Raw genomic sequence first — 26,835 nt, forward strand, 5'->3', positions numbered from 1 at the left:
ACATTTCCCTATAATTGGACTTGCCAATCTCCTGTATCAATCTGTGCTATATCCCTTTGCAAATTATTGTCATCTGTAGCTCGTGAAGCTGGTGATCTCAATTGGGATATCGAAGCCGATTGATCCATAGTACACAACATACCCACACAGGAGAATGTACACGAGCAATGCCGAAAGGAGTCATAGGTATGCTAAAAGAACGAATTCAATATTTGTGCGACAAAAAGCAATTATCCCGCAAAGAATTAACCGACGGGCTGGTAACGCAGGCTCACTTTTCCAATATTCTTGCTGGTCGTTACGCGCTGCCGGAGGATCTGGCGGAAGCGATGGCGCAGCGACTCGGCGTGGATACGAACTATATTGCTCAAACTGATCTTACGGATACATCTACATTGCAGGAAGCAGAGCGTATTTTCGACATGCTATCGGCACAGGCATCGTCGATTCCTGAGCAGCAGGTGAACGAGCTGCCGGATCGTCACCCTGCACTGACGGTTGAATTAACAACTGCTCTGATGAAAGCGACCTATTACCAGCAGCTGAACGATACCGATGCTTATCAGTATGTGCATCAATCGTATTTGAACTTTTATCTGGAGCATTTTGGACGACCGGATCAGCTTCAATTGCCTGTGCCTCTGCATAAAGCGTTATTGTTTTATAAAATCCAGCATTTTCGTTCGCTGGGCCAGTATTATGATGTGTTGTATCAGCTGGAATTGTGGCTGCCTTTGCTGGATCAAGGCAGTGAGACATGGCTGACGGCGCAGCAGATTCGATTGGAAGCGTACGTACATACTCGACAATTTGAACAAGCCAAGTCGTCTTTTGAAAAGATCACCACCCATATTTATGAGCAACGCCTGTTCCATCGGCTCTCCGGTCTGTATGTGCTGTACAGCGGCTATTGCTTTTCGATGGAATGGACGCAGGAGGCATTAACCGCGCTGGCAATGGCTGAAGCGCATCTCGTTCACGCTCAGCATCAGAGCGATACATTAAGTGCGATTATGAATAACCGCATCATTATGCTTACGCGGAGCGGTGAGCTGGAGCAGGCACAGCAGGAGCTTGATCGCTTTCGGCAGATCATACGGATGCAGCCAGAAGAGACGCAGCAGCAATGGGAACCGATATTACTGGTATATCATTGCGAAATGGCTCTGGCGCGTAAAGACTGGGGAGCGCTTATACCGTTGCTGGACAAGCTACGAGTCTGCACACTGGCGACCGATCAGCAGATGGCGCTCTTTTTTTATGAAAGTCAGCTATCGCTATCTTCGGGGCAGCATGATTCGTTTGTCGAGCAGGCACTGCAATGCTTGCCTTATTTTGAAGGGATTCGTCAGCAGGATCGGATAGGTGTGCTGTATGAAGGATTGGCCACAGTGGCAGAGGAGCAGCGACGTTATAAGGATGCGGCGCTGTATTATCGCAAGCTGGTGTATTTGCTGCGTCACGCATAGTTGCGTGGACACGGAAGAGAGTCGGAAATACATTGGCGATTAGGAACGAAGGTACAAGAGAAGTAAAAGTAGAATTAAAAGTAAATGTGAAGGTGAACGTGAGTTCAGATCAGGATAGATACAAGTACAAGTATAAGGTGTGAAAGATTATCATTTCGTGCAAGTGTAGCTGCAATTAATCGATTATAGCTACATACCATCGATCAATTAGCGAATACGTAACCTCCAATTGCATCTGAATCCAATGCAAAATCGTCCCAATCTGACATTTTTGTTTAGAGAATTTTCCCTATTTGAGCCTAAACGCACAATAAACAGCCAATCCTAAAAGCTTTAAGCGGATGTATCTCCAGATTTATTTGCCGCAAGCCCCTTTTTATAATAAAAAAAGATCGATTTCCTCGCACTCAAGCAGGCATTTTGCCTGCTTTTTTGTATGTGTCCAAATCTATTGTGGCTGTCCAGCGCTGTTTCTATAATAAAACTAAGCAACACCGATTCATCGATCCTACCGTATACGATCGATTTCATATTGTAACGAAGTACCATACAAATTTAGAGGAGCGTGTCACCAATGATGAAATTTTTCAAAAAGAAATCCGAGCCAACTGACCGATTACAGCAAGCCGATGCTGCATTGAATAAAGGATTAAGCGGTATGCTGATCAAGGGGCTGGTTCCCAAGGAACAACGACAGCAAATGAGTGACGGATTGGAAGCAGCCAAGCAGATGCAAGCCGCAGCTTCTGGAAGTGTAGCGATCACAGCAATGGGAACGATCGTATCAGTCAAGGATACGGGCAAGCTGGTTAATTTCGACCCGATTGTATTGTTGACGATGGATGTAGTCGAAAATAGCGGCTCTCGCTATTCGCACACAATGGAGACGCTCGTTCCGAAAATGCAAATCCCACGCCCTGGCGATGTGATCGGACTGGGCACCCATCCAGCGCATCCATCTTCATTTATTTATATGGGGCCACTTGGCTGAGTAGGGGCATAGTCTTAACCATTGCAACGAAGCACGAAGCACGAAGCACGAAGCACGAAGCACGAAGCACGAAGCACGAAGCAAATTTATATGAAATGAGGAATGCATAATGATTAAATTTCTTACAACAACGGGTATACTATGTATCCTGGCAGTGGCGATCCTTCCGTTATATGCTAATTATACTGGCAACGGTGTGACTTCTATTACCGATGCATCCTGGTATAGACCACTGATGTATACTGGCGCCGCGCTGGTGTTTCTCCCATCTCTTCTAGGCACCGTATTCAGCTTACGTACGATCAAATCTGGTGAAGCAGCAGTTGGCTTAATCCGTCGAGTTCAGCAAACGGGCACTTATGTCAACGAGCAGCCACAGTTGAATATTGAAGTGATGGTGACGCGTCAAGGACAGCAACCGTATCCAGCCTCTTTTCAAGCGATTATCCCACAAACGGCAATCCCACAATTCCAACCAGGTAGCGTAATTCCATTGCTTGTATCCGCTAAACATCCATCCAAGGTCGGACTGGATCGCAATGGACAAGTATCGCAGGAGCAGGTGCAATCCTTGCTGAACGAGCAGATGATTCGTCAGGGGGTAGCTCCAGAAATGATGGAGATCGCTCAGCATGGCGAACAACTCTATGCCAAAGTGCTAGAAGTTGTGCCACTCGGTACCAGCCATCAAGGCAAGCTTCCTTTACAAATGACCTTGGGCGTTACCACAGCAACAGGAGAGACGCGCACGATCCAAACGAAAAAAGATGTGTTTGAAAGTAGCCTGCCTCAGATCCAGCAGGGTCATATTATTCGTGTCATGTATTCGGACAAATATCCGAATGATGTTGCTCTCATGCTGCAAACAGGTGAGCAGGATATCCAGCGTGCGTTTGGTGGAACGACAGACTGAGTATGGGATATGAGCTATCGTTCTACTTCCGCTCGCTGTGTGCTATACCCCCTGCTTTGACCGATCACCTTAGGAATACAAGTAAAATTATTTATCTTAAAATCATATATACAACAAATAGCCAGCCTGATCTGAACGGAGCTTCCGTTAGAATGAGGCTGGCTATGGCTATGGCTATGGCTATGGCTATGGCTATGAATATTACTTTATAACTCGTCTATATTATTTATGCCGCACTGTGCTTAGGTGCACTCGGTGTACCCCCGCCATGCTTAGCCTGACGTTTGAAAATATGGGCTCTCAAGTAAGGCAGCACCCAGCGATCCAGACCAATTTGACCAGCATTGGCACCAGCAACGACGATGAAGATTTCCATTAGAAGCAGATACGGGTTCGTGCTGATCGTACCCGAGAACAGGAAGGCAAAGTTCATTACCATACCCATCAGGGCAGCAACGGTAGTAAAGGTACCAAGGATCAAGCCCAAACCAACAAGGAACTCACCAACAGGAACCAGAATATTGAACAATCCTACATTAGGAAGAGCAAAGTGTTCAAGGAAGCCTGCCCAGGCCGCTTTTACGACAGGCTTTTCACCTGTGCTGAGCGAGATGGCATTGGTGAGGAAGCCTGTAGCATCGAATCCCCCTGTCAGCTTGCCCCAGCCCCCATGAATCCATTGGAACCCCACATAGAAACGAAGAACGGTTAATAACCACATTGCAATTTTATTTTGTCTGAGCCATGCGTTCATGATTCATACACCCCTTATTTATTTGTGATGATCATCTCTTTCATGACTTTAGTTTAAAACATGACTAAAATTTAATATGTAATAAAAATCACAATCATGCTTATTTTTTAATATTTTTATGTTAAGTCGTTTGAAGGCGTAATATTTTACATATTCTTGCTAGAAATATGCTAAATATGGTTCCGCTGGTAGATCGGCTATGTATATAATGGGCTTATTGTAGGTAGCATGATCGGCCAGATGACGTTCGATCCTTCTGGCTTGTTCGATTTTCAAAACGATGCCTTATCGACTTATACCATAACTACTAGCTACCTATGGATACTTACATAATAGAAAATGACACCAAGTCTCTATATAAAGTAAATAGATGCGCCGAGTCTGCCCATAGTAGAAGTGCGAAGCAATTGTAGCCCAAGCCGTATCTCTATTGTCGATAACATGCAGTCTATACATGAGATACAACCGTAATTCAATCTTATCGGTTACAGATTCATTTAAGCTTGTTATGTCACATTAGATTCAGAATTGAAATGCATATTCACTCCATTCTGTCCATGATCTCTATTCATGCGTTGTTCATCTGGCTTTGCTACGCTGGATAGACCGTGCCACACGAATCGTATGGGCGACTTGATATCATCTAAGGATAGGTGAGAGCGGAGCGAATACAGGCATCTCAGTTCTGTTATTCAAGGAGGAATCCATCAACTTGTCGTCGATCTCAAAAAAGTTCCACTGGTGTATGCCCATTCTGATCGCCACTACACTTACTGCTTGTCAGTCTGATGAAGCTGCTGTACCTGCTCCACCTTCTGTATCTGTACCCGAATCAACGCCACAGCCAGAAAATGTACCCAAGGAAACAGTGCAGCAGCCTGCTTACACGGCACCATTGACCGGACTTGAAGTGAAGCAGCCAGATATTTCACGCCCAATTGCAGTAATGATCAACAATGCACCTGCCGCTCGTCCACAATCTGGTTTGTCGCAGGCAGATATGGTGTATGAGGTGCTAGCCGAAGGCGGAATTACGCGTCTGGTCGCGGTGTATCAGAGCTATCATGGAGATGTAACGATCGGGCCTGTGCGCAGCATTCGTCCTTATTTGATTGGGATTGGAGATTCCTTGCATGCGCTCCTAGTCCATGCAGGTGGTAGCACAGATGCGTATGCGATTCTACAGGGTGGCGGACGAGAGCATCTGGATGAGATTACGAATGCGAGCGCACCATTCTGGCGCGATTCCAGCCGTAAAGCTCCTCATAATCTATATACGAACGAGGCGAAGCTGCGTGAAGCGGCTGCGAAAAAAGGCTACGAGGAGACGGTTACGATTCCTGCCTTTCCTTTTCTAGCTGCATCATCAGAAGATAACCGGGCGACAGGCTCTAATAGCGAAAGCGCAGATGCTCCAGCGACCCGCGAAACGAGCGGAACTGTGACAACGGATGCAACAGAAGCAGCGGCAACTATAAGTGGACATAAAGCTTCTTCACAGACTTCATCAGCTAACACGACTGCAACAACGACAGCTTCTACTTCGACTGATCATGCCTCTACATCGGCAACCGAATCGAGCAACTCATCTTCGTCCGCTTCAGAACCAGCAGAATCAGAGACATCATTGGAAAAGGCGAATAAGATCGAGCTTCGTTTTTTACTGCAAAGCTACAAGGTCGGTTATATCTACAATGCTACGACAGATCTATACACCCGTCAGATAAACGGGAAGGATCATATCGATCTGAACAATAAGAAGCCGCTCACCGCTGCCAATGTGATCGTGCTAGAAGGCAACTACCGCGTGCTGGATGATATCGGACGACTCAGTCTGAATCTGAATGCTGGTGGCGAGGCAGTATTGTTCCAGCAGGGCAGGGTGGTTCGCGGTGAATGGAAGCATAGCAAGGATGATGCAATCCGCTTTTATAGTGAGGGTAAGGAGGTACCGCTGGTAGCCGGAACGACCTACTATAACATCGTACCGAACGCACCTTCCTTTAACGATCACCTGACGATTGACGGAGAAAAATGGGACTAATTTGGGTATGAAAACCATTTTCTGGTGTAATAGGTAGCATAGAGACCGGGTTTGTATGAATTTTGTGTGAGAAATGTGAATCATTTAATAAGCTATTCTTTACAAACTAGTACCCTGATTGATAAGATAACAAGGGTTGTTATCAACGCCAGATTTGTGTTTAAAATGCATTTTGTCGACAATATTCGGCACAATTGTGAAAAGGGGTTAGAGAAATGCGTATTAAAAAGAAGGATATCTTTTTTGAGACGCTGGAGAATATGGCGGATACGATCGTACAGGCCGCAGATTACTTCGCTGAACAAATTGCGAGCCTGCAAGATATTCCACAATTCACCAAAACGATGAAAGACTATGAAAATAAGTGTGATTCGTACACGCATACGATCATCACTGAATTGAATAAAACGTTCATCACACCGCTGGAACGCGATGATATTATGGATCTGACCACAACAATGGATGATGTAATGGATGGTATGGAAGCTTGTGCTTCTCGTTTTGATATGTACCACCTGAGCACACCGGACAAGCACATTATCAAATTTGCTTCGATCCTGCGCGAATGTGCTTTTGAAATTCATAAAGCGATTCACCTGCTATCCCAGAAAAAGCTGCTGGCGATCCGTGAGCACACGATTCGTCTGAACGATCTGGAAAATCAAGGCGACGACCTGATGCGCGACTGCATTAGAGAGCTGTTCGCTACTGTGAAAGACCCGATCGAGCTGATCAAACGTAAAGAAATCTACGAACGTCTGGAATCCACAACGGATGCCTGCGAAGACGTAGCTAATATGCTAGAATCCATCATCATGAGCAACTCCTGATTATGGATAGAAAACCGAACCGACATGTGCAAGGCTGGTTCGTTTTTCTTTTACCGTCAGAACGTCATTCGATGATTGCGATGCGCTAACTATGCGAATGATTGTTGCAGTTTAGCCAATAGTACCTAATTTATCATTAACAGAAGCTGATGATTTTGCAGCATGCAAAGTCTCACGATATTAAGGAGGTAGTGTCATCCGGGCCTGCAGGAGTGGAGGAATCACCGGATGATGAATGATTATGGTAGAAACCTCATTACTGGTGCTCGGTATCGTCGTATTTCTGGCGCTGGCATTTGACTTTATCAATGGTTTCCATGATACAGCGAATGCGATTGCCACATCCGTATCGACTCGAGCCTTGCCACCGCGTACCGCAATTCTGATGGCAGCCATTATGAACTTTGTTGGTGCGATCACATTTACTGGTGTTGCGAAGACGATCGGGGGAAGCGTTGCCGATCCAGCCAAGCTGGATAACGGGATCGAGATCGTTATCGCTACATTGATTGCAGCTATTATTTGGAACCTGGCAACCTGGTGGTTCGGCATTCCGTCCTCGTCCTCGCACGCACTGATTGGTGCACTCGCAGGTGCGGTACTTGTCGGCGCAGGCTCTGGCTCTGTGAACTGGAGCGGCTTTGGTAAAATCGTCGAAGGTCTGTTGCTGTCACCATTGATTGCATTTGTTGTCGGTTTTATCGTCATGCATATTTTGAAATGGATTTTTGCGAAGCGTAGTCCGCATAGCGTCAACAAAGGCTTCCGTACGATGCAGATTCTGACTGCGGCATTGCAGTCGTTCTCCCACGGTACGAACGATGCACAAAAGGCGATGGGGATTATTACCTTCGCACTCGTCGCTGCGGGTGTACAGGATAATCTGGATGTTCCGCTATGGGTAAAAATCTCCGCTGCAACTGCGATGGCACTCGGTACATCGGTCGGCGGCTGGAAGATCATCAAGACGATGGGTACGAAAATTTTCAAAATCGAGCCGATTAACGGCTTCGCAGCTGATGCAACGTCAGCAACGGTTATTTTTACGGCAACACTGACACACCTGCCTGTAAGTACAACGCACGCTGTCACTTCGGCGATTCTCGGTGTCGGCGCAGCTAAACGTTTCCGCGAAGTAAAATGGGGACTGGCTGGACGAATCGTTATCGCATGGGTAATTACGATCCCAGTTGCGGCATTGCTGTCAGGTATCATTTATAAATTACTGTTCGATCTGTTCTAAGATTAAACAATCCATAGTAAACGTAAGCGTATGAGCATGCCTGTACGACATGACCCGTGGGATCGAAACGGAAAGGAGCGAAAGCCGCTCTTTCATTTCTGTTTAACTTAACAGTCATCGACTAAAATAAGCTCGCTCCTACACTCCGAACTCCAATAAGCTCGTTTCCGCCGTTGCAGCATGACGGCGGTTTTTTATGTCTTTTTTATCCTACTCCGAATTCGATTCGGCTTGTTCATGTATGATATACTCGCGACAGATTCATCAAGCAACATCTTACGGAAAAGAGGGCGAAGCCGTTGATACGTATACTCGGCATCACAGTAGAACATGAAATTGTAGAAAATGTACCCCTGGAAGCTGTCCATTCGGATCAATATAGCTGGTGCTGGGTCGATTTTAATCAGCCTACGGCGAAGGAAGACGAGCTGCTCAGTAGCTTTTTTCATTTTCATCCTCTAGCGATCGAGGATTGTATGCATCTATTGCAACGTCCCAAAATGGATTACTATGGCGATACCCAGTTTCTCGTATTACATACGGTGAAGCGAGACACGCTGAACGCCGAAGAGGTCGATCTGTTCGTCAATGATCGCCTGCTGGTCTCCTACCATTCCCAGCAGCAGCGTGAGGTGGATAATGCATGGGAACGTGTACTCAGCTATCGCACAACCAAGCGCCCTGTCTGGATGCGAGGCCCAATCGCAGCCGCTTACCTGATCATCGATAAGATCGTCGATGAATACTTCCCCTGTGTCTTCGATATTGAGGATGAGCTGGACACATTGGAAAAGCTGGGTCCCAACGAAGCAGTTGATGAGCTGCTCAATCAGGTATTCGCCCTGCGTTCACGTCTGCTCAAGCTGCGCCGGACGATCATTCCGATGCGAGACCTGATGTACCGCGTCATCAATTCGCAGCATATCCAGCAGATCGACGAGCATCATTCCTATTTTGGCGATATCTATGATCATCTGCTCAAGCTATCCGATATGATCGAGTCCGATCGCGAAATGACATCCGATCTGCGTGACAGCTACATTTCACTCAATTCCAACCGCATGAATGGCATCATGAAAACACTAACCGTTATCACCACCGTCTTCATGCCCCTCACCCTGATCGCAGGCATCTACGGTATGAACTTTGAAAATATGCCTGAATTGCATTGGAAATATGGCTATTTTGCGGTACTTGGTCTAATGGTCGTGCTCGGTGCGGGTATGATGCTCTTATTTACTAAGCGTGGTTGGTTTAAGTAACTTGAGCTTACATTCATTGGGTTTTGCTCATTGGAGGATTAAGCAAGTAATCGCGGGGAGAAGCTTTGAACAGAAGGGTGTACACGCAGACTTATGTTGTTGGATAGATACCACTCCGGGAAGGAATAAGGGGACGGACTCCGGTCTCGCACAGGAATCTACGAATGGAGAGAGAATGTAGATTCCCGTGCTCAAAGGTCGCCCTTTCCCCTTATTTCCTTCCCTTCGTTCTGTATGGCTTGCTTCATACCAGTTTGTACACATACTCTATTATCTACCTTTAACTCTTTAATGTATCAGTCTTATATTGTGCTCGTTTGACTCTAGTGAAGACTTGGGGCGGCTTCATTCACTAGGAGCGCATCTCTTTAACCGATAGAGAAGACAAAATGATAAGTTTGACAGTTTGAAGACACCAACTAGGCGATGCATTTGTCAAATCAAAGGTCAATTTCAAGGCATTATGTAAGCAATATAACGTCCATAGACTAATATGCTTAATTGACCTCATCAGATTAACAGACAGTGGTAGAAAGATATATATGCATCAAGATGGTTAATGACTAGCTTATGCAAGATGCTAATATCTGCATGTTTAAAAATTACGTATGTAGCATTAGCACAGAGCGAGGGCAAGGAAATAAGGTGAAAGGACGACTTACCGTGTTAGTGCTTTCCTAACACGGGGTTCAATAAGAAGTGATTTTTGCGGAAGCAAAATATCTTGCCTCTTCCGAGCCTGGGAATCTACATTTTATACTACTTCGTAGATTCCTGGGCTCCACCTGAGGACGTCACCTTATTCCTTGCCGGAGCGGTTGAACCTACCATAAGCATAAGTTCATATCATAACTAGATTTAATATTAAATAATAATGCACTCAGCACATGAATTTAAAATCATTACAATTACCAATCAAAATCGAATATTTTGTTACAACGCAACCTCTGTAAACGCTCAGCAACACAGCAACTTTCACGAGTGAATAAGCATAAACTCGCTCCAACCATTGCAAACTTTTCACCATTGTTTCCACAGACATCATTTTGCCAAACTGACATCAAGCCCATAACGTTGTCCACACCATGTAGAACACAATTGGTAACGAGTTGATTAGCGAATTAGTAGTTGTTTCGCTATTAGCCGAATATGACATCAATATATCATTTCCATTTGCTGTCCATGCTCCACAGACATCCTTTGAAAACGCTCCGGATTCTATTTTCATTTTCACCGCAGCTTTAACGCAGTGACACCGGAGCGTCAGAGCGTTGTCATTCTGCAATACTGTACATCGTTAACGCTTGAAAAAACGAATGGTAATCTATACAATGAAATTACATTAACCGTAGTAGGGGATGATCTAATCGTGCAACTTAAAAAGCTTGATGATAAAAGCGTTGACCAATTATTCGAAGCGATTCTCACATTGAAGAATCTGGAAGAATGCTATATATTTTTCGACGATCTGTGCACTGTAAATGAAATTCAATCACTGTCTCAGCGTCTGGAGGTTGCACGCATGCTGGGTAAGGGAGCGACGTACAATCAGATTGAGGCGGAGACGGGTGCAAGTACAGCAACCATCTCGCGCGTCAAGCGCTGCCTGAACTATGGCAATGACGGCTACAAAATGACGCTGGAGCGTCTGGGGAGATAATGTATGCATAAACCGGGGATATTGATTATTAGTCATGGATCGCCGGAGTCGGAGTGGATGCGCTGGATTGACGAAGCTGTCGAGCAGACTACCTTTCCGGCAGACATGCCTGTGTACAGTAGCTATCTGGATAATGTACCAGGTCGACTCATACAGGATGGAATTGATGAGCTAGAGCGACAAGGGGTAACCGATCTTTTGGTTATCCCCCTGTTTGTATCTTCAGGCAGTACGCATATCGATGAGATATCGTATGCGCTCGGCGTGAAGGAAGCGCCAGACAAGGAAACGGATCTTGAACCTTTTCGTATAACAGCGAGGGTTCATTTTGGTTATCCGGTCGATGATGATGAGGATATTGCCCATATGCTATGGGATAAAGTAAAGCATTTATCCGAAGACCCTACGCGTGAGGTTGTACTGATCGTTGGTCATGGCAGCATTCATGGGGGCTTTCTGCATCGCTGGGTAAAAGGCATTGCCTCATTATCCAGAAGAGTAGGTGCGATTAGCGGTACGGCCTATGCAGATTACGCACTGCTGAATCCAGATAGTCTAATCCTCAAAACAAGAAAGTGGACGAAGCGCGGTTATCGGGTGTTGATTGCTCCGATCTTTTTGAGCCGGGGGTATTTCCTGAACACGGTGATTCCTCGCCGTCTGGAAGGGTTAAGTCATCATTATGTAGGTGAAGCATTATTGCCACATCCACGGCTGTCGCACTGGATTCAGCGTCAGGTGGATGTACTGCTGGAGCAGATGACCGTAACCAAATAAAACATAGCCAGGTCTGTTGATTTGCCTGTATGGTGTCAGGCAGTTTTGTTTGCGTCCTTCAACAGGCTTATCATATCAACAATAGGTGGCATACAGGAATGAAAAGAGCGAGATTAATATATAATCCAACCTCCGGTCGTGAGGAAATGCGTCGTCGACTGGCGGACATTTTACAGCGTCTGGATCAAGGTGGTATCGAAGCAAGCTGTCACGCTACAACAGGCGAGAATGATGCAACCGAAGCGGCACGCGATGCGATTGAACGCGGCGGCTACGATATGATCATTGCCGCTGGTGGAGACGGTACGATCTATGAAGTGATTAACGGCATGGCGGCATACGATAATCCACCGCCGCTGGGCATTTTCCCACTCGGAACGACGAATGATCTATCCCGTGCGCTTGGCATTTCGCGTAACTGGGAAACGTACTGTGATCTGGTGATTCGACAGCAGACCCGTCCGATCGATATCGGGCGTGTGAATGATCGTTATTTTATCAATATTGCAGGTGGCGGATCGTTTACGGAGCTAACGTACGAAGTCCCTAGCAAGCTCAAGACGATGATTGGTCAGATGGCCTATTATATGAAGGGCATCGAGAAAATGGTCAATCTGGCACCAACTGAGCTGATCATTCGCCCGGAAGGCATGGATACGATCCATGATCAGTTTATGATCTTCCTCGTGGCGAACAGCAACTCGGTCGGCGGCTTTGAGAAGCTAGCACCAGATGCACGTATCGACGATGGTATGTTCGACGTGATCGCTGTGAAAAATTGCAATCTCGCCGAGTTCATTCGTCTCGTAACGATGGCGCTACGCGGCGAGCATCTCGATGATCCGAAAGTGTTATATTTCCGTACGAGTAGCATGCATATCGAAGCACCTCAGGCATCACAGGTGCTGCTGAATCTGGATGGCGAGCTGGGTGGTAGCTTGCCCGGGCATTTTGAGGTGCTCAAGCATAAGCTGCGGATTTTTGCTGCGGATCAGCGTCCAGTTTAAAGCATAGCGGCTTATAAAATAAGGCTTTCGTAACTCCCGGTCTGAATTTCTGAGAAGAAAGAAGGACGAATGAGTTGCGGAAGCTTTTTTTGTATGTATGTTTGCATAGATGATTTTGTACGTATAGTTTGACTGGATAGTAAAATAATAATATTTTGTCTTCCATATTCTTTGTGCCCTATTCCGCATCCTTCCAACCATATTTTATCTTATATTCCGAGTCCCCATGCTATCTCTTAACTTGAGCAGGCAGGCTGTTGCTAGTACACTATATACAGGTGAACTCTAGGCAAATGTTAGCTATATCAAAGCAATAGAAGCTGCATAGAAATAAAGATCTAAAAAAATAACAACTATGGCCAACACCAACAATTCTAGCACAGTTCCATTTGCCTGCTTCTAGTGATGCCAGAAAAGTAAGAAGAATCCTACATCATTTATTCCACACGGTGTACATTTGAAAGGAGCAACCGATTATGAGTACATATTCGAATTATCCCAACCTGCTGCCTGAGACGAAGCTAAAGCAATTGCTGGAAAGGCATGAAGCGCCTGAACTAGAGCAGTATTTGCGCGATCACCAGCGTCCACTTGTCAAATTAATCCGTGGTGATAAAGGACACGAGCGTATCGGTCATTCACGCTTTGGCGGATCGCCGGATCTACCGGAACAGCTGGAATGGCCACAATCGAAAAACGGTGAAAAAATGACTCTAATCGCTCAACTCAATCTCGCTCAGCTGCAAGCAGAAATACACGATGAAGAGTATCAGGGTGTGCATAGCTCACTTTTACCAAAGCAGGGAATGCTCTATTTCTTCCTCGGTGAAGGCGAAACTGCGAATGATATCGAGCATCGGGTAATCTACTGGCCTGGAACGGATGTGTCCCAGCTACAATATCAGGAGTGCGAAGAGTTTACGACCTGGGAGGAAGAAGACGAGATCAAATTCGAAGCCTATGAAGTTCATGCCCATGCGGACGTGGAGTTCCCGAACTACGGCTACAGCACGATACATTTAGTAGATCAGGATACGTTGACAGATGAATCGGAAGAAGCGTACATGCTGATCACAGAAGAGATGGATTGGAAGCCTGAGAATAAAATGGGACAGCTATTCGGCTATGCGGAAGGACAACATGGAGATGGCGAGCTAGTTGCGACTTCTTATCTGTACAACGGTAAATATACATACCGTCCGGACGATGATCGTAAGCGACTGCTCAAGCATTTTGACGGCGATGAAGCGCGTTTGCAAGAAGAGCTGGAAAATGTGTATATGCTGCTTGAGGTAGACAGCGATCAGGAAATTGGCTTCCTCTGGTGGGATGCAGGCTATCTGCAATTTTTCATTCGTAAAGAAGACCTGCTCGCAGGTCGATTTGATCGTACATTTTGCTCGATTTATTCTAGCTAATTGTGCGCATCGTTAAAGCTGAAATAAGCAGGTTGATCTATATAATATTTCTTTTAATATGGTAAGCAGAAGGCATAGGAGCATCGAAGTAATAGAAGTAATATATGAAGTGATATATGTAGAAGTAATATACAAATCAGAACGAAGTAGCAGGCTACGACTGCTTATGTAGCTAGCCTGCTACTCCTTCATTACATCCCCTCAACCTATACAGTATGCGAATATAGCCATGCTATCACTAAACGATATGTACCCATCATCCACCTATATCATTCATGCTAAATCCTATTCCGCACCTTCACTCATCAAACAAATTCAATAATCCATCGTGAAAGTAGCGATATGTATTGTAACGTCGTGCAGTTTTCTATACAATTTAGTAGTTGCCCATCTGGGCGTAACTCAAATTAAGATGGAAAATGGAGCAATGACCATGAATAACAACCGCAAAGGCGGTCACTCACATAAATCAAAATCCAATCGACGTAAACCGGCAGCCGTATCCGCAGCAATCGCTAATCTGCCGGTAGCCAAAAATGATGAAATCGAGCTGGAAATGATCGGCTTAACTCATGAAGGCGAAGGTGTCGGTCGCGCAGACGGCTATACGTTATTCGTATCTGGCGCACTACCCGGCGAACGTGTGAAAGCCCGTGTACTCAAAACCAAAAAACAATATGGCTATGCCAAGCTATTAAAGGTATTAAACGAAAGCCCAGATCGCGTACAAGCCCCTTGCCCGATCTACACCCAATGTGGCGGCTGTCAGCTCCAGCATATGAGCTACGCTGGACAGCTAGAGTGGAAACGTCAGCATGTTATCGACAATCTGGAGCGAATCGGTAAACTGACTGTGCAGAAGCAGGCAAGGTCAGATGATGCGGACAGCCAGTTGGTAGAAGGTACAGTAACCGGAAATACACCGATACGAGGTGCATCAGCAGAAGATACGACCGTAAAATCGAGTGTAGATCAGAATATGCATTCTTCCGAAGTCGGATCACATGTACCAGATGTCCAGCATCCAGCGGACGCGTCTACGTCCACGAAACCTATAGTATCCGCATCCCATGCGATCCGTGTCCTACCAACGCTCGGTATGTCAGAGCCGTGGCGCTATCGCAACAAAGCACAGGTACCGATCGGTCAACAGGATGGACAACTGGTAGGTGGCTTCTATGCACGTGGTAGCCACCGTATTGTCGACATGCAAAGCTGCCTGATCCAGGACAGTCGTAACGATGAACTCGTCAACAAGGTGAAAGCGATCGGTCAGGAGCTGCATATCCAGCCTTATAACGAAGAAACAGGGGAAGGTATTCTACGCCATGTCGTCGTCAAAGTCGGCTTCGCTACAAATGAAATGATGATCGTACTCGTCACCAACGGCGAACGCCTGCCACGCAAGCCCGAATGGATCGAACGCATCCGCGCTGAAATGCCACAGGTCGTGAGCATTTGCCAGAACATCAACACGAAGCAAACGAACGTTATTTTCGGCGACGAAACGCGTACCCTGTGGGGACGTGATGTCATCCATGATTATATCGGCGATGTAAAGTTCGCCATCTCTGCACGTTCATTCTATCAGGTGAATCCCGTGCAGACGGAAGTGCTGTATGAGAAAGCTGTACAGTATGCTGGCTTGACGGGTAACGAGACGGTGATCGATGCGTACTGTGGAATCGGTACAATCTCTCTATTCCTCGCACAGCATGCGAAGCGTGTATACGGCGTGGAGATCGTGAAGGAAGCGATTGAGGACGCGCGTAAAAATGCCGAACTGAACGGAATGACGAATGTGGAATTTGAGGTAGGTGCATCCGAGGATGTGATTCCACGCTGGAAAGAGCAGGGGATTACGCCGGATGTGATCGTTGTCGATCCACCACGTAAGGGATGTGATCCGAGATTACTGGAGACGATTGTACAGATGCAGCCGGAGAAGGTTGTGTATGTGTCGTGTAATCCATCTACGCTGGCACGAGATTTGCAGGTGCTGGAGGAAGGCGGATATCGGACGGTTGAGGTGCAGCCGGTGGATATGTTCCCGCATACGGTGCATGTGGAGTCGGTGGCGGTTCTTCAATGGCAACCATCTGAATAATCGTATAAGTGACTATTTCTAATCAATTACAGCTTATTCATTACAATAAACTGCATATAAAGAAGCCAAGCATAGTTTGATTGTTTGGCTTTTCTTTTTTTATATCATTCATTACATTTCTCTAAAACGCCTCATATAGAAAACAAGGGAATTATCACGTATGATTAGATGTGAAAATAATCGGTTCAGTATTACCTCAAACAAGACAGCATATATGATTTTCAAGCAAAGTCTCAATCATATAAACGAAACAATAAAAGTAAGCAACAACATTGAACATATAACACTCCACATATTCCAAACTATTTTAACAAAGGCGGTCGAACACCATTCTTATCAACCAACTCAAAGTAGGTGAAGAATTCATCGGCTTCTACCTACTCAAAATGCTCGAAACCAAACAAACCAACACCACACCAGCCAAAGACTATTTCGACATCATCCTCATGGATGCCACCGGAGAAGTGTCCGCTAAATACTGGGACGTAACTGCGGACGAAAAAGAAGCCTTCGCCGCGATGGAGCTAGTCAAAGTACAAGGTAGTGTGCAAACCTATCGGGACAAGCTCCAGGTGAAAATCAGCCGAATCCGTAAAGCCGTAGAAGAAGATAACATTTCACTAACTGATTTTATCAAAGCCGCGCCGATCAGTCCGAATGATCTGATCAACACGATCAAAAAGACCATGAACGAAATTCAGGATCAACACATCAAAACTATAGTAGCCTACTGCCTCGTCAAAGTCGAAGACAAACTGATGGAATATCCAGCTGCCAAGTTCCATCATCACGCCTACTTTGCAGGACTGGCGTATCATATTGTTCGTATGCTGGAGCTCGGCGATTTTATTTGCAAACAGCGTCCTTTTTTAAACGTCGATCTGATCAAAGCAGGCATCATTCTCCATGATATTGCCAAACCGGAAGAAATGAATGCTCAGCTCGGCATTGTGACAGACTACAGCGATCACGGCAAACTGATCGGGCATATCGTGATGGCTTCCAATTGGATCGTGGAAGCAGCGATGTCGCATCAGATTCCGCTCGACTCCAAGCAGATAGTCGCTTTGCAGCATATGGTTCTGTCTCACCATAATCTGGGCGAATGGGGCAGCCCGGTACAGCCGCAATTGCCTGAAGCAGTCGCCTTGCACTATATTGATGCGATGGATGCGAAGCTACAGATGGTGGAGGATGCACTGGCGAATACCGCTGAAACCGAGTCGTGGACGCCTATGATTAGAGGTTTGGAGAATAAAGCATTGATGCGTCTGACATTTGATGAGTAATGGTTGGCGCTGAAGCTAAATCCTTTATAGAGATGTCCATGACAGAAAATGATTTGCGATGAGAGCTAAATAAAAGTTAAAACGAAAAAGGATACTCACCACTGAGTATCCTTTTCTATATTTACTCTATATGAACTTTAAATGCGTTCTAAACGAACTGTAAATGCACTCTACATGCACTCTACATGCACTCTAAATTACCCTTACTGCATCCTATATCCATTATGCTATCATCCATTACAATGTGGTCTTTAGCTTCCCCTACAACGTTGCAGTAATAACAAACCGCCCCGCATTAGTCCGAATGCCTTTCTCCGTCTGATTATCCTTCACAAACTGTTGCAGAATCTCAAAATCCGCATCACTCTGTCCAAAGTTAGGAATAATAGGCGTATGCTTTAGCAGAAAAATTAGATCCTCCACCGTTTCATAATACTCCGCAACATTGAATGCTACCGCGCGAATACCATTAAAGCCCGCTTGGCGTAAATCGTTCATGTATCGCTGTTGTAATGTACCTGCTTCGGTTCCCAATGCTTGTCCTCTACCGAATGCTTCTTTTATATTGGATTTATCGTCTTCACTGACTTGCTGCGTAAGAAACGCTCCACCGCTCACCAAAACTCGTGCCACCTCATCAGCAACAAATTCCGAATGCCGACACGATACGATATTAAAAAAGTCATTGGGGAAATGCAGCTGCTCTGCTTCCATCTGGAGAAACCGCACATTAACTATACCTGATTCAGCACCATTTCGAGTCGCAGTCTCCAGCATGCCAGTGGATTGATCAATCCCGATCAACAGCAACGCCGATTCGGCGATCGATAAGATCGCTTCGCCGCCACCTGTACCGATATCAAGCAATAGGTCGGAGCTTTTGCAAATATGGGTGACTTCAGCATACAAGTCCGGATGTGTCCCTTCCGATACACATTTCACCTTGCTAAAATCCCAACCGTTCGTTTTACCAACTTGGTCATAAAAGTGTTTATATTCAAATGAATTCATAGATCGTTCCGCCTTCCAATAAGGAGATAATGGTATTTCGTATCATTCGTTCGAGTCACTGCATGAGATCAAAAGGACAGACGTGTCCCTTGATAGCTGGTACGCGTTTTTTCCAGCCCGAATGCTACATACCTCGAACGATACGGAAAGACATCCAATTCACCTCGTTTGAAAGATTATTCTCATTGTAGTTTGAGAAGGAATTGTAAGCAAGCATACTGAGCGTCGGAGCATTAAACAGATTTGATGAAATATTGGATGCTAATTACTCAATCCACTATTCTTTTCATCGTTATCGGCTACTCCAGCCAATAGTTCCTTCACCCACGCATAGCATTGATCGAGCTGTTTATCACTTACAAGCTGCGAATTATGCTCAAACATGATTTTCACATACTGATTTTCTTCGCGAATGATATTCAGATATTCTTCAATCGGAGCCCATCCATCTGTCTGGCGTAGTTCAGGCAATACAGGATGGCGCAGATGTTGGATCGTGTCTTTCATTTGAAAAGTCCATAAGTGCACGAGGTATGAGTATTTTGCAAAGGTTCTCATGACTTTACGTGCATCAAAGTTAGGGTCGATCGATTCTTGCAAAAATAATCTGCCTGTATCCAGACATAGTTTAATTTTGGGATATCTGGCTAGCAGCTTCTCTAAAAAGTCATTATCGTAGATATATGTAGTCAACGCATCGAATTCAAGCACAGGAATGAAATCATACTCATTACTTTTCTCAGTAAGCCACTGGAATAAACCTTCACTTCGATCAACAAAATCGTCAAAGGAAAATTCGCTTTCCAATATATACTCGGAGTGATCGGCAAAGCGCCATGCATTCCAATTCACCCGATCATCTAATATGACTGGTTTCGGATAATGAAATAATACATAATCAGGCTGCATTGCTTTTACAACCTCTAATTCCTGTTGGATCGAATAAAAAGCATGTTCTCTAACCGTTTGATCTGGAGACATAAACAGAGCATCTCTTGATAAGGATGGAGAGGCGTAGAATGGATAATGAATACCAATAGCCAATCCAGTCTGTCTTGCTTCGCGAATAAGATCGATAGCATCCTGAGTTGTAGCGAACAAGCAAGCTTCTATACCATAAAAGTCTGCTCTAAAATCTCTCGTATACTTCTTACGATCAAAGCCTCCATATTGACCAATCATAAACTGTTTCAAGCCATCACCTCTCTTTTCAAATTAGTGGCTAAAATAAGATGAATAATCCTAATTAAAGTATAAATATGGAAAATAATAAAAATAAAAAATCTCCCTCCGATATATTTATATAATAAGCCAATCTAATGTATAGTAAAGCCAATTCATTTTGTACATGTATCATATCAGGATATACAAGGGAGGAAGAAGCTTGAAAACAAAGCTACCAATCATGATTCCGTTTATTCTTATTCTATGTATCAGTATAGGAATTTTAGTGTACAGTTTGTTCACTTCTTCTCCACCTGACGTTAATCGGATGCCCAGACCGATGGAGGGGGAAGGTGGATTTCGTCCAGAGGAAGGTATAGGGGAATCGTTTAAATGGTTGGGAACGTTCGCGGTATGGCTGGTCGCTTTTAGTGTGTCCTGGTATGGATTCAAACGTCTGAAAAAGAAGACCAAAGTTATTAAAAAAGCCTCCAAGTATACATTTCGCTGGCATCACTGGGCAGGTTGGATTGCAGTGGGACTGATTGCGGTGCATGCGACATTTTTTCTAGTGACCAAGCTAAGCGATCCTAATGTGAAAACGGGTCTAGCCGCGTTTATTCCGTTAGCTACACTTGCCGTATACGGATTATTGCTGCAACGTGCGCCCAAACCGTTCATTCGTTTACTTCATACACTGCTTGCCGCATTTACCTTGATTGTGATCGCCATTCATGCGGACGGTACATTCTGGGCAGCATTGTCCGCAGTCGTCGCTGCATGGCTGCTAGCATGGGCATATGAACGCCATAAGCAAAAGGGGCTTCCAAGCAAAGCTTCTTAAATAGATAGGTAAAAGGCTCTGTGTAGAGGAACAGAGCCTTTTTGTATGCAAATGTGAAATACAGTTTAGTCTGTGCGGATAGTATGCTGAGATGTAGAGCCTGCAACGTATCTTATTAAGGTAATATCTCATAAATGTAATTTGTGACCCGTTGAGCGACCTTTTTATTTTGTCGGTATGTGATATATCGCTTCTGGCTACTAAGCTTAAAATAAATTCGTACATCATAGTAACCAATCATAGTAACTAGTACACGATAGTAACAGCTAGTGCATGAGATAAAGCGATGGATGAACAACCCCCAATGTAGTTATCCCTCTTATCCTTCTCTAACCGCAAACCAAATCGTCCAGCGATCCTGTTCTACAATTGGCAGCGGATGACCACTTCGCTTGTCCATAATATGATCAACTAACACTCGCAACTCCTCATCCGTTAATTCATGTAAAATAGAGCGGCCGGTTCGTTGTAACAGGTCTTGCTCTAATTCCTCCATATTCGCATACACTCGTCTCGTTTCCCAGAGGGATACGGTATGCAGCAATCGCATTCCGTTGGATATCAGCGCCTGTTCGACTTGAGCGGAATCGTATCGAGAAGTCGTTTCACGATCCTTTAGACGAGGGAACATTTCAAAAAAATAGCCTCTAATATGATTCGGGTCTCCAGGTAAGAGACAATCCTCGGGAGTACGATCTTGAATGATCAGTATGCCCTGCTGCTGTAAAATACGGGCGGCTTCCTTGAAGCAGGAATGGAGATCGTCGAGGTGATGAATCAGCGCACGCTCCAACACGATGTCTACCGCCTGTCCGGGCAGATGGGTTTGATCGGCAGTTCCTTTTTGAAAATGAGTAGCGGGTAATTGTCTACAATTGTGTGCAGCCGCTTTTAGCATTTCATCGGAAAAGTCGACACCTGTAACCTGTTCAGCACCCATCTCGATTAATGCTCTGGTATAAATGCCACCGCCGCAGCCGATATCTGCAATGCGTTTGTGAGCGACCTCTACATGTTCGCTGATCGCGTCGATCCAAGATTGATCTGCTTTTCGCGTAGCATAGGTACCTCTGTTTTGTTCATCGTGGAAGTTGATTGGCATGATGATAATCCTCCTGTCGATGTAATGGGTCAATACATGAACGATACTTGTTTCAAATAAGTTTCATCAAATGAAACTATGTTTCATTATTATTTTAGCATAATATGTTGATGTATGCATATTGCTATCCGTCATTAGTTAAAGTAAAAGGATTGCCTATCTTTATGTTTATATAGAGAATAGGCTGAAATCACGATTCATGGAGGGAGCCAATGCTATAGTATTTTCATTTTAATCGCTTAAATTGTTGACATTTGCAGGGGTTTGATTAAAGATGTTTAAGGACACAATTGAGCATATCAATTGTGCTGGAATGTAGCGTTGGTGTCGTTGAATATACGAGCTGGGTGTACTTCACCTGTTGGGATCGCGGAGTGTGATCTTCGTGATCATGAAGAATTATCTTAAAACACGAGCATGCAGCAAATCGACATACATGGTTCAATAATGAACGTGGATATAGAGTGAAAGGATTTTTGAAAATGACAGACAATTTTTGGCATGATTTACCGAAACCGTTTTTTATACTGGCTCCGATGGAGGATGTGACGGATGTTGTATTTCGTCATGTGGTGAGTGCGGCGGCTAGACCGGATGTATTTTTTACCGAGTTTGCGAATACGGAGAGCTATTGTCATCCAGAGGGCAATCATAGTGTACGTGGTCGCTTAATGTTCACCGAGGATGAGCAGCCGATGGTAGCACATATCTGGGGCGATAAGCCGGAATATTTCCGTCAGATGAGTATTGGGATGGCGGAGCAGGGCTTTAAAGGGATCGATATCAATATGGGCTGCCCGGTGCCTAATGTTGCAGAAAATGGCAAGGGCAGCGGGCTGATCTGCCGTCCTCAGCTGGCAGGTGAGATCGTACAGGCAGCGAAGGCTGGCGGTCTGCCGGTGAGCGTGAAGACAAGACTTGGCTTTAGTGAAGTAGACGAATGGCGCGACTGGCTAACCCATATTTTGCAGCAGGATATTGCCAACCTGTCGATTCATCTGCGCACGCGTGATGAGATGAGTAAAGTGCCTGCACACTGGGAGCTTATTCCTGAAATTAAAAAGTTGCGTGATGAGATTGCACCACAGACGCTGTTGACGATTAACGGAGATATTATGGATCGTGCGGCAGGGCTGGAGCTGGTGGAGAAATATGGCGTAGATGGCATCATGATTGGACGCGGAATTTTCAGTAATCCTTTTGCGTTTGAACAGGAGCCGAGGGAGCATACAAGCGAAGAATTGCTTGATCTGCTGCGTCTGCATATGGATTTGCATGATAAGTACTCAGCGATTGAGCCGAGATCGTTCAAGCCGTTGCCGAGATTTTTCAAAATTTATGTACGTGGATTCCGTGGAGCGAGTGAGCTGCGTAATGAGCTGATGAGTGCACGTTCGACGGATGAGGTACGGGCGATGCTGGATGTGTTTAAGGCGAAAGCGGGTCAGGCTGTAGAGGAATATTAAGAGTATGAAAAGCGGGAGTGTTACTTTGTGTAGGTTGCAAAGAGCATTCCTGTTTTTATATGTGAATAGAGTTCGTAAAAGAAAAACTTTGAGTTTCGAGTAACTGAGAACTTATTGGTATAGCAGAAAAGTTCTCGAATATAGAGGATATTAGTATATCAGGAATATAATGTTTGGCTGATTTTGTAAGATTTGTTTATTGTTAAGTTTGTAGTAAATAACTTTTAGGAGGAAAATATGAATAAGTTTCTTAAAGGTAGTTTAGTTTTTTCGCTTGCATTAGTTATGTACATAGTTTTTTCACCATCTACAATCTTTGCGGCTACCGTGGGTCAATCACTACCTAAAGCTGAAACAGGATGGACAAGCTATACCGCCAAGAAGCTTCCATTGCTACGTTACGATGATAGTTGGAATTTCTTAGATAGTGATGAGAAAGCTGGTATTCCGTTTGCAGGTACATTAACCTCTGCTAAGGGAAATGGATCGTTAAAGTTTAATTTTAAAGGAACAGGATTGCGCCTTATTACAGCAGTAAATTACTCGTACTCCAAGAAGGTAGCTGTAAGTATTGATGGAAATGTAGAGTATTTTTCTCCTGGGGACGATGCAGTGAAAGATTACAAATATAATATTTTAAAATATGAGAAGACAGGTCTAGCATCAGAAGTCCATGAAGTGGAAATTTGGACAGTGGAAAAATCGACAGTAACTTTAGGTAATGACTATCGCTTGTATCGGGTTGATATTCAGGGGGAACTAACCGCAGATGAGCGAGTAGAACAGCCACCAGTGGAACAACCGCCTGTGACGGAGGAGCCTCCAGCAGCAGAACAACCATCCTCAGATCGCGCAATTCTGGTGGTGACAATGACTACAGGACTGGAAAAAGAATTTGATTTGAGTATGACAGAGGTAAACAGCTTTATTAATTGGTATGAAGCGAAACAAGCAGGTACTGGTAAAGCTTCTTACGCTATTGATAAACATGATAATAATAAAGGCCCATTTAAAAGTCGAAAGGATTACGTGCTGTTTGATCGTATCCTGACATTTGAAGTGAGCGAATACTAAAACTAATTTCGTGAGGCTCCATCGGTTTTTAATGATGGAGCTTTTATTATGCAATCATTCCTATCGTAAATATAAATTAGTGATAGCGAGAACTTTAAAATCTTAATCCAATTAAGATAAGCTCAATTACCTTATCAATTTCCATGAGATTACCTGTACCAATCTTGATCGTGTAGTAAAATGATGCGAAAATTGGTTGATATAAAAATAAATTAGCACAGAGAGTATCAAGCTCTGAATTCAATCCAAAGCTTCAATAGAGCTAAATAATCAAGAAAGGAGCTTATTATGCAACCTATTCATACTGATCGTTTAATCCTACGTAATTTCAAAGCCACCGACGCAGCAGGACTACTAGAATATACATCCAACCCGCGAGTAAACTGCTTTTTAGACGGGAAAATGAATACGCTGGGGGAAGCCGCAGCCGAAGTACAGAAGCGAATAAACAATGATTCACACATCGCAGTTAGCTTGAAGGAGACGGATGAGCTGATCGGCGAGCTATTTTTAATGCAGGAAGAACGCGATTCAGACACGTTTAATATCGGGTGGAATTTTAACGCTCGGTATGAAGGCAAGGGGCTAGCGCGTGAAAGTGCAGAGGCGTTGCTGGAATATCTATATATGCGAAAGGATGCCCGTAGATTATACGCCTATGTGGAGGACGATAATTTTCGCTCGCAAAAGCTATGTGAGAAGCTGGGCATGCGGCAGGAAGGCTGCATGATGGAGTTTGTCACATTTACGAAGCATCCAGATGGTACGCCGAAGTACGAGAACACGTATATGTATGCACTTTTAAAATGGGAATGGTTGAAGCATAAAGAGTCTTTATCGATATAAGGCGTGGACAAAAAAGACATAGACAGACAGAATATCGATAAAGAAAACATAGACAGAGAACCGATCAACTTATCCAGATCGTAATCTCTGTCTATTCGTGTGTGGAAATGAGGCTTTTCTAGCATGCTCTATTTACAACAATAGTCTAGTTTCCTACACCGAAGATTTAAATATTTTTGTTTTAAAGGTAAATTATGTATGCTGGAGAATTTATTGTATGGTGGTGCTGATTACGAATTCACTTCCATTGTGAATCGATGCCATCACCGTTCCACATTCCACCCACCGAAGGGGGCCATTCTCCATGCAGGCAGGACAATCTGGCAATGCGCAAGGGATTGATGTAAGTCGATATCAGGGGACGATTGACTGGAAGCGCGTGAAGGCGGCGGGCAAAACGTTTGTTTTTGCTAAAGCGAGCCAGGGAGCTACTTATCGAGATTCTACGTTTACGAGCAATATTCAGGGAGCAAGAGCAGCGGGCTTATTCGTGGGTGCGTATCATTTTCTAACAGCCACGTCTTCAGTGACCGCGCAGGCAGAAGCAGCCCATTTTGTGACGGTAATGCAATCGGTGGGAGCGATGGATTTGCCACCTGTCATGGACTATGAGAATAATCCCAATAGCTTGACCACCCAGCAGATCAACACTGTTGCGCTTACCTTTTTACAAGAGGTGGAACGCTTGAGTGGGCATCGACCGATCGTCTATACAGGGAATTCGTTTGGACAAAATTTTAATGCGACATTGGGTATATACGATCTATGGATTGCCCGGTATAGTAGCAGCGGCATCGCACCTAAGGATACAGCTGCTTGGAAACAGTGGACATTCTGGCAATATAGTGATGCCGGGCAAGTGGATGGCATTAAGGGGCCTGTCGATCTGAATCAGTTTCAGGGTAGCATTGAGCTGCTACAGCGTTATATTCAGCAAAGTAAAGCTTCATCCCGATCATCTGATGTTATAGCTTCAAAGTCGTTGCCACAGCAGAAGTCCTCTTCCACTGGAGTCGTTCAGGCTGATGCAGTATCTTCTGTAAGCTCTGCATCGACCGAAGTGCCTGAACCCGTCGTTCCAGCTCCGATACCGACAGCTGTTACTTATGTTAGAGGTACACAGACCGTGAAGGCTACAGGGCTGCTTATCGATAATAAAAATTATATTCCTTTACGCGAGCTGCAATCTGTATTTGGATTTATTGTAGGATTCGATGCTGCGACCAAGACAGCGACGGTGAACGGACAACCTATACAGGATGGACGGCTCGTCAACAACATAACGTATGTGCAGGCAGCTCCGCTTGTAGCGAGCTTTCATGGAACGCTAAGCTGGGATAACGAGAGTAAAAGCTTGACGATTCATAAAGGATAACTTGCTGACGCGGTCGAGAACCTTTCTAGTGAGAAGGCAAGCTATATGGTGGAGTCTTTGATATCAGATGAGGAGTATGGAAGTGTTGAATGGTAGTAAGGGTGGAGTAGATGAAGTAGAAGATAATGCTTATAACTACATCGAATGTTCAAATGCTCAAAAAATGGGCTGGATAATACCATCGAGGCT

22 protein-coding genes are annotated in these 26,835 nt (G+C 44.7%); 18 read left to right on the forward strand and 4 right to left on the reverse strand.

The window, feature by feature from the left end; genetic code table 11:
- The first annotated feature begins 188 nt into the window (after positions 1-188).
- From SK066_RS04215 to SK066_RS04225, 3 genes are all read left to right on the forward strand, one after another.
- Positions 189-1,469: a helix-turn-helix domain-containing protein gene (locus SK066_RS04215; protein ID WP_320543762.1), complete on the forward strand. Its 1,281-nt coding sequence runs from the start codon at positions 189-191 to the stop codon at positions 1,467-1,469.
- Positions 1,470-2,043: 574 nt separating this feature from the next.
- Positions 2,044-2,460 (forward strand): hypothetical protein, encoded by a 417-nt coding sequence (locus SK066_RS04220; protein ID WP_320543763.1) that lies wholly within the window; start codon positions 2,044-2,046, stop codon positions 2,458-2,460.
- A gap of 109 nt (positions 2,461-2,569) precedes the next feature.
- A complete protein-coding gene (locus tag SK066_RS04225; protein ID WP_320543764.1) occupies positions 2,570-3,373 on the forward strand; it encodes a hypothetical protein in 804 nt (267 codons plus the stop codon).
- A 226-nt stretch (positions 3,374-3,599) separates the two neighbouring features.
- On the opposite strand, the gene SK066_RS04230 is transcribed toward SK066_RS04225, so the two are convergent.
- Entirely contained in the window at positions 3,600-4,130 is a 531-nt protein-coding gene (locus SK066_RS04230) for a DoxX family protein (protein WP_188778657.1), read from the reverse strand.
- Between the two features lie 709 nt (positions 4,131-4,839).
- On the opposite strand from SK066_RS04230, the gene SK066_RS04235 reads away from it, so the two are divergent.
- The 10 genes from SK066_RS04235 to SK066_RS04280 all read left to right on the forward strand — a co-directional run bounded on the left by SK066_RS04235 (position 4,840) and on the right by SK066_RS04280 (position 17,764).
- Positions 4,840-6,171, forward strand: coding sequence for a DUF3048 domain-containing protein (locus tag SK066_RS04235; RefSeq protein ID WP_320543765.1), 1,332 nt, complete (start codon positions 4,840-4,842; stop codon positions 6,169-6,171).
- 215 nt (positions 6,172-6,386) lie between these two features.
- Positions 6,387-7,001 carry a DUF47 domain-containing protein gene (locus SK066_RS04240; protein ID WP_188778608.1) on the forward strand — a complete coding sequence of 205 codons (615 nt, stop codon included), beginning with the start codon at positions 6,387-6,389 and terminating at the stop codon, positions 6,999-7,001.
- 241 nt (positions 7,002-7,242) lie between these two features.
- Positions 7,243-8,244, forward strand: coding sequence for an inorganic phosphate transporter (locus tag SK066_RS04245; RefSeq protein ID WP_188778661.1), 1,002 nt, complete (start codon positions 7,243-7,245; stop codon positions 8,242-8,244).
- Between the two features lie 299 nt (positions 8,245-8,543).
- On the forward strand, positions 8,544-9,506 hold the full coding sequence (gene corA / locus SK066_RS04250) for a magnesium/cobalt transporter CorA (protein WP_320543766.1): 963 nt from the start codon (positions 8,544-8,546) through the stop codon (positions 9,504-9,506).
- A 1,369-nt stretch (positions 9,507-10,875) separates the two neighbouring features.
- Positions 10,876-11,166: a YerC/YecD family TrpR-related protein gene (locus SK066_RS04255; protein ID WP_188778663.1), complete on the forward strand. Its 291-nt coding sequence runs from the start codon at positions 10,876-10,878 to the stop codon at positions 11,164-11,166.
- A 3-nt stretch (positions 11,167-11,169) separates the two neighbouring features.
- Positions 11,170-11,943 (forward strand): sirohydrochlorin chelatase, encoded by a 774-nt coding sequence (locus tag SK066_RS04260; protein WP_188778612.1) that lies wholly within the window; start codon positions 11,170-11,172, stop codon positions 11,941-11,943.
- 98 nt (positions 11,944-12,041) lie between these two features.
- Complete coding sequence (locus SK066_RS04265; RefSeq protein ID WP_188778614.1) at positions 12,042-12,950, forward strand: diacylglycerol kinase; 909 nt, start codon at positions 12,042-12,044, stop codon at positions 12,948-12,950.
- A gap of 476 nt (positions 12,951-13,426) precedes the next feature.
- Positions 13,427-14,368 carry a YwqG family protein gene (locus SK066_RS04270; RefSeq protein WP_320543767.1) on the forward strand — a complete coding sequence of 314 codons (942 nt, stop codon included), beginning with the start codon at positions 13,427-13,429 and terminating at the stop codon, positions 14,366-14,368.
- Positions 14,369-14,801: 433 nt separating this feature from the next.
- Positions 14,802-16,475 (forward strand): 23S rRNA (uracil(1939)-C(5))-methyltransferase RlmD, encoded by a 1,674-nt coding sequence (rlmD, locus tag SK066_RS04275; protein WP_320543768.1) that lies wholly within the window; start codon positions 14,802-14,804, stop codon positions 16,473-16,475.
- A gap of 386 nt (positions 16,476-16,861) precedes the next feature.
- The gene (locus SK066_RS04280) at positions 16,862-17,764 is read left to right on the forward strand and encodes a 3'-5' exoribonuclease YhaM family protein (protein ID WP_320543769.1); all 903 of its coding nucleotides are present in this window, start codon (positions 16,862-16,864) and stop codon (positions 17,762-17,764) included.
- A gap of 261 nt (positions 17,765-18,025) precedes the next feature.
- Here SK066_RS04280 and SK066_RS04285 read toward each other — a convergent pair whose 3' ends face one another.
- Both SK066_RS04285 and SK066_RS04290 read right to left on the reverse strand, forming a co-directional pair.
- Entirely contained in the window at positions 18,026-18,775 is a 750-nt protein-coding gene (locus SK066_RS04285) for a class I SAM-dependent methyltransferase (RefSeq protein ID WP_320543770.1), read from the reverse strand.
- A 261-nt stretch (positions 18,776-19,036) separates the two neighbouring features.
- Complete coding sequence (locus SK066_RS04290) at positions 19,037-19,969, reverse strand: sugar phosphate isomerase/epimerase (RefSeq protein ID WP_320543771.1); 933 nt, start codon at positions 19,967-19,969, stop codon at positions 19,037-19,039.
- A 190-nt stretch (positions 19,970-20,159) separates the two neighbouring features.
- Between SK066_RS04290 and SK066_RS04295 the strand changes: the two genes are divergently transcribed.
- Complete coding sequence (locus SK066_RS04295) at positions 20,160-20,783, forward strand: ferric reductase-like transmembrane domain-containing protein (protein WP_320543772.1); 624 nt, start codon at positions 20,160-20,162, stop codon at positions 20,781-20,783.
- Between the two features lie 319 nt (positions 20,784-21,102).
- Here SK066_RS04295 and SK066_RS04300 read toward each other — a convergent pair whose 3' ends face one another.
- Positions 21,103-21,885: a class I SAM-dependent methyltransferase gene (locus SK066_RS04300; protein ID WP_320543773.1), complete on the reverse strand. Its 783-nt coding sequence runs from the start codon at positions 21,883-21,885 to the stop codon at positions 21,103-21,105.
- A gap of 482 nt (positions 21,886-22,367) precedes the next feature.
- Between SK066_RS04300 and SK066_RS04305 the strand changes: the two genes are divergently transcribed.
- The 4 genes from SK066_RS04305 (at position 22,368) to SK066_RS04320 (ending at position 26,646) form a co-directional block, all read left to right on the forward strand.
- A complete protein-coding gene (locus SK066_RS04305) occupies positions 22,368-23,351 on the forward strand; it encodes a tRNA dihydrouridine synthase (protein ID WP_320543774.1) in 984 nt (327 codons plus the stop codon).
- Positions 23,352-23,588: 237 nt separating this feature from the next.
- A complete protein-coding gene (locus SK066_RS04310) occupies positions 23,589-24,425 on the forward strand; it encodes a hypothetical protein (protein WP_320543775.1) in 837 nt (278 codons plus the stop codon).
- 288 nt (positions 24,426-24,713) lie between these two features.
- Positions 24,714-25,271 carry a GNAT family N-acetyltransferase gene (locus SK066_RS04315; protein ID WP_320543776.1) on the forward strand — a complete coding sequence of 186 codons (558 nt, stop codon included), beginning with the start codon at positions 24,714-24,716 and terminating at the stop codon, positions 25,269-25,271.
- 304 nt (positions 25,272-25,575) lie between these two features.
- Entirely contained in the window at positions 25,576-26,646 is a 1,071-nt protein-coding gene (locus SK066_RS04320; protein ID WP_320543777.1) for a GH25 family lysozyme, read from the forward strand.
- Positions 26,647-26,835 lie beyond the last annotated feature (189 nt).

The sequence above is a fragment of the Paenibacillus hunanensis genome, assembly GCF_034055775.1.
GTDB lineage: Bacteria > Bacillota > Bacilli > Paenibacillales > Paenibacillaceae > Saccharibacillus > Saccharibacillus hunanensis.

What these genes read in the sequence shown, in the direction of transcription:
- SK066_RS04215 (WP_320543762.1), top strand. Translation starts at nt 189, where the DNA reads ATGCTAAAAGAACGAATTCAATATTTGTGCGACAAAAAGCAATTATCC.
- SK066_RS04220 (WP_320543763.1), top strand. Translation starts at nt 2,044, where the DNA reads ATGATGAAATTTTTCAAAAAGAAATCCGAGCCAACTGACCGATTACAG.
- SK066_RS04225 (WP_320543764.1), top strand. Translation starts at nt 2,570, where the DNA reads ATGATTAAATTTCTTACAACAACGGGTATACTATGTATCCTGGCAGTG.
- SK066_RS04240 (WP_188778608.1), top strand. Translation starts at nt 6,387, where the DNA reads ATGCGTATTAAAAAGAAGGATATCTTTTTTGAGACGCTGGAGAATATG.
- SK066_RS04245 (WP_188778661.1), top strand. Translation starts at nt 7,243, where the DNA reads ATGGTAGAAACCTCATTACTGGTGCTCGGTATCGTCGTATTTCTGGCG.
- SK066_RS04260 (WP_188778612.1), top strand. Translation starts at nt 11,170, where the DNA reads ATGCATAAACCGGGGATATTGATTATTAGTCATGGATCGCCGGAGTCG.
- SK066_RS04265 (WP_188778614.1), top strand. Translation starts at nt 12,042, where the DNA reads ATGAAAAGAGCGAGATTAATATATAATCCAACCTCCGGTCGTGAGGAA.
- SK066_RS04270 (WP_320543767.1), top strand. Translation starts at nt 13,427, where the DNA reads ATGAGTACATATTCGAATTATCCCAACCTGCTGCCTGAGACGAAGCTA.
- rlmD (WP_320543768.1), top strand. Translation starts at nt 14,802, where the DNA reads ATGAATAACAACCGCAAAGGCGGTCACTCACATAAATCAAAATCCAAT.
- SK066_RS04280 (WP_320543769.1), top strand. Translation starts at nt 16,862, where the DNA reads ATGCTCGAAACCAAACAAACCAACACCACACCAGCCAAAGACTATTTC.
- SK066_RS04285 (WP_320543770.1), bottom strand. Translation starts at nt 18,775, where the DNA reads ATGAATTCATTTGAATATAAACACTTTTATGACCAAGTTGGTAAAACG.
- SK066_RS04300 (WP_320543773.1), bottom strand. Translation starts at nt 21,885, where the DNA reads ATGCCAATCAACTTCCACGATGAACAAAACAGAGGTACCTATGCTACG.
- SK066_RS04305 (WP_320543774.1), top strand. Translation starts at nt 22,368, where the DNA reads ATGACAGACAATTTTTGGCATGATTTACCGAAACCGTTTTTTATACTG.
- SK066_RS04310 (WP_320543775.1), top strand. Translation starts at nt 23,589, where the DNA reads ATGAATAAGTTTCTTAAAGGTAGTTTAGTTTTTTCGCTTGCATTAGTT.
- SK066_RS04315 (WP_320543776.1), top strand. Translation starts at nt 24,714, where the DNA reads ATGCAACCTATTCATACTGATCGTTTAATCCTACGTAATTTCAAAGCC.
- SK066_RS04320 (WP_320543777.1), top strand. Translation starts at nt 25,576, where the DNA reads ATGCAGGCAGGACAATCTGGCAATGCGCAAGGGATTGATGTAAGTCGA.